Origin of the sequence: Nostoc sp. S13 (assembly GCF_029379315.1) — a bacterium.
In the GTDB taxonomy this organism is placed as follows: Bacteria; Cyanobacteriota; Cyanobacteriia; order Cyanobacteriales; family Nostocaceae; genus Nostoc.
This window is the reverse complement of the sequence record NZ_JAQYWQ010000191.1, coordinates 1-7,917: the sequence shown is the minus strand read 5'-3', so window position 1 is coordinate 7,917 and position 7,917 is coordinate 1. Positions and strand designations below refer to the sequence as shown.

The following is a 7,917-nucleotide window of genomic DNA, read 5'->3' as shown; positions in this document are numbered from 1 at the left end:
ATGCTGAGGCGTTTGGCATAATATTTGACTTCTCAAAACTTTTCAAACACCCTCTTAGAGTATCGGGAAGGGGGTTAGGTTTTTCGTGAGCTTTTCCACATGACCTGAATTGTCAGAAATCAAATAGGATTGCTATAGCAACACAAGCACATCTGAGAAATACAGAATTACCAATGCTGGCTCATGTTCGATCGCGCAACGTATACATGAGAAAATCAGGTAATACAATCGCAATTGTTGCGATGATGTCAGGGAAGAAAAAAATGTCGGAGAATTTAAGAAGCCAAATTGTGACGCAAGGGGTGCAGCGATCGCCTAATCGAGCTATGCTGCGGGCAGTTGGTTTTAAAGATGAAGATTTCAATAAAGCCATTGTGGGTATTGCCAACGGTTACAGTACGATCACTCCCTGTAATATGGGGATAAATCAACTGGCACAAAGGGCAGAAGTTAGTATTAAAGCCGCCGGCGCGATGCCGCAAATGTTCGGCACGATTACCATTAGCGATGGGATTTCGATGGGAACTGAAGGGATGAAATATTCCCTAGTGTCGCGGGAAGTCATTGCCGATTCCATTGAAACCGCCTGTACTGGACAAAGTATGGATGGTGTGCTAGCGATTGGCGGTTGTGATAAAAATATGCCAGGGGCAATGCTGGCGATCGCACGGATGAATATCCCGGCTATCTTTGTTTACGGTGGCACCATTAAACCCGGTCACTATAACGGACGCGATTTAACTGTTGTCAGTTCTTTTGAAGCTGTTGGTCAATACAGTGCGGGAAAAATTGACGATCAGGAATTATTTGAAGTTGAAAGTCGGGCTTGTCCTGGCGCTGGTTCCTGTGGTGGAATGTTCACGGCTAACACCATGTCTTCAGCATTTGAAGCGCTGGGAATGAGTTTGCCCTATTCCTCGACAATGGCCGCAGAAGATGCCGAAAAAGCCGATAGCGCAGAAAAATCGGCATTTGTGTTAGTCGAAGCAATTCGCAAACAAATCTTACCCCGCCAAATTATCACCCGTAAATCTATAGAGAATGCCATTTCTGTAATTATGGCGGTGGGTGGTTCAACGAATGCAGTATTGCATTTTTTAGCGATCGCCCGCGCCGCTGATGTAGAGTTAAGGCTGGATGACTTTGAAACTATCCGCGCCCGTGTTCCCGTTTTGTGTGATTTAAAACCAAGTGGTAAATATGTAGCTACAGATTTGCACAAAGCTGGTGGCATTCCCCAAGTAATGAAGATGTTACTTGTGCATAATTTATTACACGGTGATAGCCTTACCATTAGTGGTCAAACAATTGCAGAGATATTAGCAGATATACCAGAAGAACCATCCGCCAATCAAGATGTGATTCGTCCTTGGAATAACCCGATGTATGCTCAAGGACATTTAGCCATCCTCAGAGGTAATCTGGCAACGGAAGGGGCGGTCGCTAAAATTACTGGGGTGAAAAAACCAGTAATTACCGGCCCCGCACGGATATTTGAATCGGAAGAAGCCTCTTTAGATGCAATTTTGGCCGGTAAGATTCAAGCTGGTGATATTCTAGTCATCCGCTACGAAGGGCCTAAGGGCGGCCCTGGGATGCGAGAAATGTTGGCTCCCACCTCAGCAATTATCGGTGCTGGTTTGGGTGATGCTGTAGCATTAATTACTGACGGGCGCTTTTCTGGCGGTACTTACGGCATGGTGGTTGGTCATGTTGCTCCAGAAGCGGCAGTTGGTGGTGCGATCGCTCTTGTAGAAGAAGGCGATAGTATTACTATTGATGCACCCGCTCGTTTATTGCAGTTGAATATATCCGAACCAGAATTAGCCCGTCGTCGTGCTAATTGGCAACCCCCCGCTCCACGTTACACTAAAGGCGTGTTGGCGAAATATGCCAAATTGGTATCTTCTAGCAGTATTGGTGCTGTGACAGATTTGGACTTGTTTTAATTAACCTAACGTAATAGACATCTCCGAAAAAGAATGTGGAGACGTAGCGCTGCTACGTCTTTTTGATTTCTAGTAATTTTTACCTAAATTTTATGAATTTTTCTAAAAATCTTGAAGAAGCTTCAGGAAATTTACAGAGCAGATATGATGTCAATAGAGAAATCACGGAAATATAGTTGACAGTCAACTGCCTAAAAACCGAAAAGGGTACAAAATGAGTTTTGAATCTAACGTCAAACTAACCATTGCTCTTTCTAATCCAGATTTAGATGCAGAAGAGCAAGAACGGGAAACACGGAATCTGCTGCGAGAAATCAAAGACTTAGATGTGGAAAGTGCTGAACTTGTGGCAGTTACAGAAACTCCTCTAGGATCAAAGGCGTTTGGAGGTTTTCTGCTGGGAGTGTTGCAGGCAGAGGTGAGTATTGCCAATTTTAAGAAATTGTTGGGATTTTTGGGCGATCGCTTGGGTGGTAAATCGATTGAATTGGAAGTCGAAGCGAATGGTAAGAAACTCAAAGTCAAAGCTAGCAGTCGGGAAGAGTTAACCGCCGCCATTGAACAAGCACAAAAGTTTGTCGCAGGTAACTAAGAAATTCCAGCAGCAAGGAAGAATAACAAGATGGCGAAACTAGCACTGCTAATCGGAGTCAGTGAGTATGAGCCTGGTTTTACTCCATTACCAGCAGCGAGAAAAGATGTCGAGGCAATGGAGCAAGTTTTGCGGAACCCAGAGATTGGCGGTTTTGATCACGTAATACCTCTGATAAATCCTCAACAACATGAGATGGGGGTAGCGATCCAAACCTTGTTTGATGGTTGTCATAGAGATGACCTCTTGCTGCTGTTTTTCTCTGGACATGGCATTAAAGATGAGAGCGGTAAACTTTATTTTGCAGCTCGCAACACCCGCAAAAATTTACAAGGGAAAATTTTTGAAGCAACCGCAGTAGCGGCTAGCTCTGTGTATAAGTTCATGAGTGATAGTCGCTCTAGGCGCGAGGTAGTAATTCTTGATTGTTGCTTTAGTGGCGCATTTGCTGAGGGGATGTCAGCGAAAGATGATGGTTTTGTTGATATCAGAAACCAATTGGGTGGAGAAGGGCGAGCTGTTCTGACATCTAGCACCTCAACCCAATATTCTTTTGCACAGCTAGGAGCAGATACTTCAACTTACACCGGCTATATAGTTGAGGGGCTGGAGACTGGTGCAGCAGATAAGAATGAAGATGGTTGGATTTCCGTTGATGAATTGCATGAATATGCTACTAAGGCAGTACAAGAAGCTACTCCTGCAATGAAACCAGAGATATATGCTATCAAAGAAGGCTATAAAATAAACCTTGCTAAAGCACCTATTGATGATCCTAAGCTCATATATCGTCGAGAAGTTGATTATTGGGTAAGAGACGGTGAGATTATTAATATGGGTCGTATTCCTTTAACTAAGCGACAAAAAGAGTTAGCACTTAAACCTGATGAAGCTTCTGCTATCGAAGCTGAGGTTTTAAAACCTTATCAAGACTACAAAGAAAATTTACAGGAATATCAAAAGGCGTTCATCGAAGCAACTCAAGGTAAATTACCTGTTAGTGACAATACTCGTGCTGATTTGAAACGTCTTCAGCAAGCGTTAGGACTTAGAGATGAAGATATAGCGCTAATCGAAGCTCCAATAATTGCCGAAAACTCACCTAGCTTACCTCCTCTACCCCTCCGAAATAGCAATTTTAAATACTATATAAAAGTTTGCATTATTGGAATAATCGGAGTTGTTGTTGGTGGTACTGTTGTATCTTTCTTTCGGCCTCCACCTCAAACCTGTGCTAATAAAGAGCAGTATAGTTTAAATGGCAGAATTAGTTTGGGTGAAAAAATTTTATTAAAACAAGATACAAACCTAGAGAAAGAAGTTGGAGTTAAAGCATTTGCTCAAGGTGATTGTCTAACTGCTATTATTGAATTCCAGGCATATCGAGCAGCAAATCCTAGCGATCCAGAAGCATTGATTTATTTGAATAATGCTAAGGCTCGTCAACAACAAAATCAGATCAAAATTGCCGTGAGCGTACCTATTGGCGAAAGTCAAAATATAGCAAAAGAGATGTTACGCGGTGTGGCTCAAGTTCAAAATCAAGTAAATAGCAGTAATGGAATTAATGGCAAAGCTTTGGAAGTGGCGATCGCAAACGATGATAATGATCCAAACACTGCCTCAAATATTGCCACTGAGTTTGTCAAAGATATGAGCATTTTAGCCGTAGTAGGACATAATGCTAGCCGTGCTACAATCCCCGCAGCTTCAGTATATCAAAACGCTGGGCTAGTGATGATATCGCCTACTAGTTATGCCCGGAACATTACCTCTATTGCTAATATTGGTAACTATATTTTCCTTACTGCTCCCAGTGTTAGTTCCATAGTAGATAGTATTTCTCGTTATGCCATCACTGAGAAGAGAAAGACTAACTTTCTCATCTGTGTCGATAAAAATCCGGATAATGGGTCGGTTAAGGATAGTTTTATAGAAGCGATCAAAAGGGCTGGCGGCACTCTGAATCCTATAGATTGTAATCTTGATGACTCTAAATTTAACCCACAAGTAGTCCTTTCTCAAGCTATAAAGAAAGGTGCTAATGCCTTAGTATTAGCTTTATACATTGACAAATCAAGGGACAAAACTGGGCGAGGTGATGCGTTAATAAGAGCTAATCAAGGTCAGTTAGCTTTATTTGGTACTCCGTCACTGTATACGAAAGAAACCTTAGAACAAGGGCAAAATATCAACGATATTACTATGTCTGTACCTTGGCATCCCACAGCATTTCCTAATAATCCTTTTGCATCAAATGCTATGGAACTTTGGAAAGTGCCTATAACTTGGCGAACAGCGACATCTTATGATGCAACTATAGCAATAGTTAAAGGTTTGCAGCAAAGCAAGACCCGTGAAGACCTACAAAAAGCGCTACATAGTCCAGGTCTTTCAGTCAATGGTGCAACAGGAAAGATTCAGTTTTTTACACAGTCAGGCGATCGCAAAGACAATCCCATCTTCCTAGTCAAAGTTCAAAAAATAGCTGGCACTGATAAATATGAATTTGTGCCGATTAAACCTTAATTTTGCAGCTTTATTTAATAGTGATCGCACTGACTCATTCTGATATTTCAAAATAGTGATCGCACTGACTCATTCTGATATTTCAATATAGCGCAAGCTTGCTGCAATGACCGAATCAACACATTCATAGCAATGCGGTGGCGATTTGATTCCAAGGCTTCACCATCATCAAAAATTAAATCTGTGGGCGGTGTGGGGTGTTCACAGTCTAGAATGGCTCTTGGGTTGTTCTCAGTAGTCATGAGCGATCGCCTTTCTCAGAAAGCCTTAAATTTATATCATAAATTATTCTTCACCCAATCTCGAAAATTACGCATAGCTTGACTTCTCCCAATTGTTAAACACTGCTGAACATACTCATTAACTAATTCAACAATTGGGATATCAGGAAAATTAGGGCTAGATTCAGACTTTATATATTTCCCTTCTTTTAGCAACGAAATTTCTAAACCTTGTTGTGTATGTCGCCAAAGTTCAGGAACTCCCAAAATTTCATAATTCTCAAACCGAGTTCGAGAAGTAATATCAATTTCAATTGCTAAATCTGGTGGTGGATCTATATTTAAATCAATGCGATTTTTCCCAATGATAGCAGCTTGATTTTGAATATAAAAACTGGTATCTGGTTCTACCGCTTGCTGCGATCGCTCATTTTTAAGTGTTGTAGAACCGAAAGGCTCAAAATCAATTTGGAATTTGTCTAACAAGATTTTGACTAAATCACCAATAAGTTCTTTATCTTTTTCATGTTCGGGTAGGGGAACCATAATTTCTAACCACCCATGACTATAAGAAATACGTGCAGCACGCTTTTCTCCCATTTCTGCCAAAATATTTTCTAACTGCTGCCAACTAATATCTTTGAGCAACATTTGTTGACCAGGTTTAACAATAATTTGTTGCAGTTTTAAAAGCATATTACCTCATAAAGTTGATGTATTAATGGTTGTGTGGAGGAGATTAAATTTACAAATCAACTTTTTTAAAGTATATTGCCTCTGACTATGAGTGTATAAATTAGCCAAAACAAATCCTTGACAGAAAGCCTCCCCGGCTCCGCTTCTGAGTTTTGAATTCTTCTGATAAAGGATACAAGCAAGGTAGATATTTTCACAGAGTAGGGCAGAGAATTAATGATTACTCTGGGTTATTATCGCGTTAAAAAACAGTACAAGCCCTGTACGCTGGAAATTCTACCCTCTCTAGTGCGACAGTTAAGCTAATGCGCGTCTAAATTGCAGATTTTTTCGTTACAACTGTCCTTTGTCCTTTGTCCAATTGTAAATACAAGTGACTTATGATCAATGACTAAAGACAATCCTCACGAAGAAATAAGCAATTAAAATGCGTAACAGCCTAGCAATAATTGCAGTTTGCTCCAGAAACTTAGTATGACAAAGGCATTCCCAAGCATAGCAAGGCGCTTGAAAAGTACAGGAATCAAGTTGTTGAATATGGGAACCTTCCTAATAAACCGTTTTATCGCAAACTGGAAACGCTACTTCCTGGGTGACACTGTTGATGTCCGCCCCTCCCCCTTCTCTGATGTCCGTCCTTCCTTAGCGGGCCCAGTCCTTAGCTTAGGTGGGGGTGGCCCCGATGTCGATGATGCTATCCAGTGGATGATTAACCAAGTTCGGGGAGGTACTAACTCCGCCACTAAAGTTAATGTTGTAGTTATCCGCACTAATGGGAATCACGATTACAATCGGCTAATTTATGCCATGAAAGGCGTAAACTTTGTGGAAACTCTTGTGATTAGCAATAGGGAAGAAGCAAACAAAGCCGAGATTTTTCAAAAAGTCAAAAATGCTGATGTGATTTTCTTTGCTGGCGGCGACCAATGTCAATACATCCGCAACTGGAAAGATACCAAGCTTGAAACTGCTGTTAAGTCAGTTTACCTTAAAGGAGGTGGTGTTGGTGGCACTAGTGCGGGTGCGATGATCCAAAGTGAGTATATTTACGATGCTTGCGCTTCTTCCGAAAAAGGCATTGAAACTAGAGACGCACTCGAAGATCCCTACCGAGACATTACTTTTACTTACAACTTTTTTAACTGGAGTAATTTGAAGGGAACTATCGTAGATACACACTCCGATAGGCGTCAAAGAATGGGTCGAATTATGACTTTCATTGCCCGTCAAATTAAGGACGGTGTATCTAACAGTGTTTTAGGCATAGCAGTTAGTGAAAGTACATCGGTTCTTGTGGATAAAAACGGTTTGGTGAAAGTTATGGGTAGGGGTGCGGCGTACTTTGTACTTGGCAATCATATACCGGAAGTATGCGAACCGCGATCGCCTTTGACCTTTTCTAATTACAAAATTTGGAAAGTTTGCAGTGGCGACAGCTTCAACTTGAAAAACCGACCAACCTCTGGATACTATCTTAGAAGTGTCAAAAGGGGACGGATTGATTCAAATCCTTATTGACTGGGGAGGGGGACAAGGGTAAATTATTGAATGAAGTTTCTTCCTTGTCTCTTCCCAATCCCCAATGCCTCATTTCCCGTACTTTCTACCAGGGAACCACGCCATTTTCATCAAAATACCCTCCGCTAGAACCATCATCAGGTAGAGTCGCAAGTCTTACTGCTGCGATCGCTCCCTGCTCAACAGTACGGTATCCTTGGTATTGATTAATGTCAGTTGCTGTGAAACCAGGGTCAGCAGCATTCACTTTAATCGGGGTATCTTTAAGTTCAGCAGCTAACAAAACTGTGATCGCATTCAGTGCTGTCTTTGATGAGTTATAAGCAAGATAGTTAGAATCAGCAAACTCACTATAGGAATCCTATTTGAGTTTTGAACAAGCTCCGTACATCTGAAGAGTGGCAAAGTCAAA

General features: G+C 41.5%; 6 protein-coding genes and 1 pseudogene. 4 read left to right on the top strand and 3 right to left on the bottom strand.

The features are described from left to right. The first annotated feature begins 263 nt into the window (after window positions 1–263). The 3 genes from ilvD to PUQ00_RS31395 all read left to right on the top strand — a co-directional run bounded on the left by ilvD (window position 264) and on the right by PUQ00_RS31395 (window position 5,070). Window positions 264–1,949, top strand: coding sequence for a dihydroxy-acid dehydratase (ilvD, locus tag PUQ00_RS31405; RefSeq protein WP_300423794.1), 1,686 nt, complete (start codon window positions 264–266; stop codon window positions 1,947–1,949). Window positions 1,950–2,163: 214 nt separating this feature from the next. After that, complete coding sequence (locus PUQ00_RS31400) at window positions 2,164–2,541, top strand: hypothetical protein (RefSeq protein WP_300423792.1); 378 nt, start codon at window positions 2,164–2,166, stop codon at window positions 2,539–2,541. Between the two features lie 30 nt (window positions 2,542–2,571). Beyond that, window positions 2,572–5,070 carry an ABC transporter substrate-binding protein gene (locus PUQ00_RS31395; RefSeq protein WP_300423791.1) on the top strand — a complete coding sequence of 833 codons (2,499 nt, stop codon included), beginning with the start codon at window positions 2,572–2,574 and terminating at the stop codon, window positions 5,068–5,070. 47 nt (window positions 5,071–5,117) lie between these two features. On the opposite strand, the gene PUQ00_RS31390 is transcribed toward PUQ00_RS31395, so the two are convergent. After that, window positions 5,118–5,312, bottom strand: a complete 195-nt coding sequence (locus PUQ00_RS31390) for a hypothetical protein (RefSeq protein WP_300423795.1) — start codon at window positions 5,310–5,312, stop codon at window positions 5,118–5,120. Between the two features lie 36 nt (window positions 5,313–5,348). Next, window positions 5,349–5,987 (bottom strand): Uma2 family endonuclease, encoded by a 639-nt coding sequence (locus PUQ00_RS31385; RefSeq protein ID WP_300423789.1) that lies wholly within the window; start codon window positions 5,985–5,987, stop codon window positions 5,349–5,351. Between the two features lie 474 nt (window positions 5,988–6,461). Here PUQ00_RS31385 and PUQ00_RS31380 point away from each other — a divergent pair, with 474 nt between their 5' ends. Then, window positions 6,462–7,505 carry a Type 1 glutamine amidotransferase-like domain-containing protein gene (locus PUQ00_RS31380; RefSeq protein WP_300423788.1) on the top strand — a complete coding sequence of 348 codons (1,044 nt, stop codon included), beginning with the start codon at window positions 6,462–6,464 and terminating at the stop codon, window positions 7,503–7,505. A gap of 85 nt (window positions 7,506–7,590) precedes the next feature. On the opposite strand, the pseudogene PUQ00_RS31375 reads toward PUQ00_RS31380, so the two are convergent. Then, window positions 7,591–7,842, bottom strand: a pseudogene (locus tag PUQ00_RS31375) (SDR family NAD(P)-dependent oxidoreductase); the annotation flags it as partial. Window positions 7,843–7,917: the final 75 nt, after the last annotated feature.

What these genes read in the sequence shown, in the direction of transcription:
- PUQ00_RS31400 (WP_300423792.1), top strand. Translation starts at nt 2,164, where the DNA reads ATGAGTTTTGAATCTAACGTCAAACTAACCATTGCTCTTTCTAATCCA.
- PUQ00_RS31395 (WP_300423791.1), top strand. Translation starts at nt 2,572, where the DNA reads ATGGCGAAACTAGCACTGCTAATCGGAGTCAGTGAGTATGAGCCTGGT.
- PUQ00_RS31385 (WP_300423789.1), bottom strand. Translation starts at nt 5,987, where the DNA reads ATGCTTTTAAAACTGCAACAAATTATTGTTAAACCTGGTCAACAAATG.
- PUQ00_RS31380 (WP_300423788.1), top strand. Translation starts at nt 6,462, where the DNA reads ATGACAAAGGCATTCCCAAGCATAGCAAGGCGCTTGAAAAGTACAGGA.
- ilvD (WP_300423794.1), top strand. Translation starts at nt 264, where the DNA reads ATGTCGGAGAATTTAAGAAGCCAAATTGTGACGCAAGGGGTGCAGCGA.
- PUQ00_RS31390 (WP_300423795.1), bottom strand. Translation starts at nt 5,312, where the DNA reads ATGACTACTGAGAACAACCCAAGAGCCATTCTAGACTGTGAACACCCC.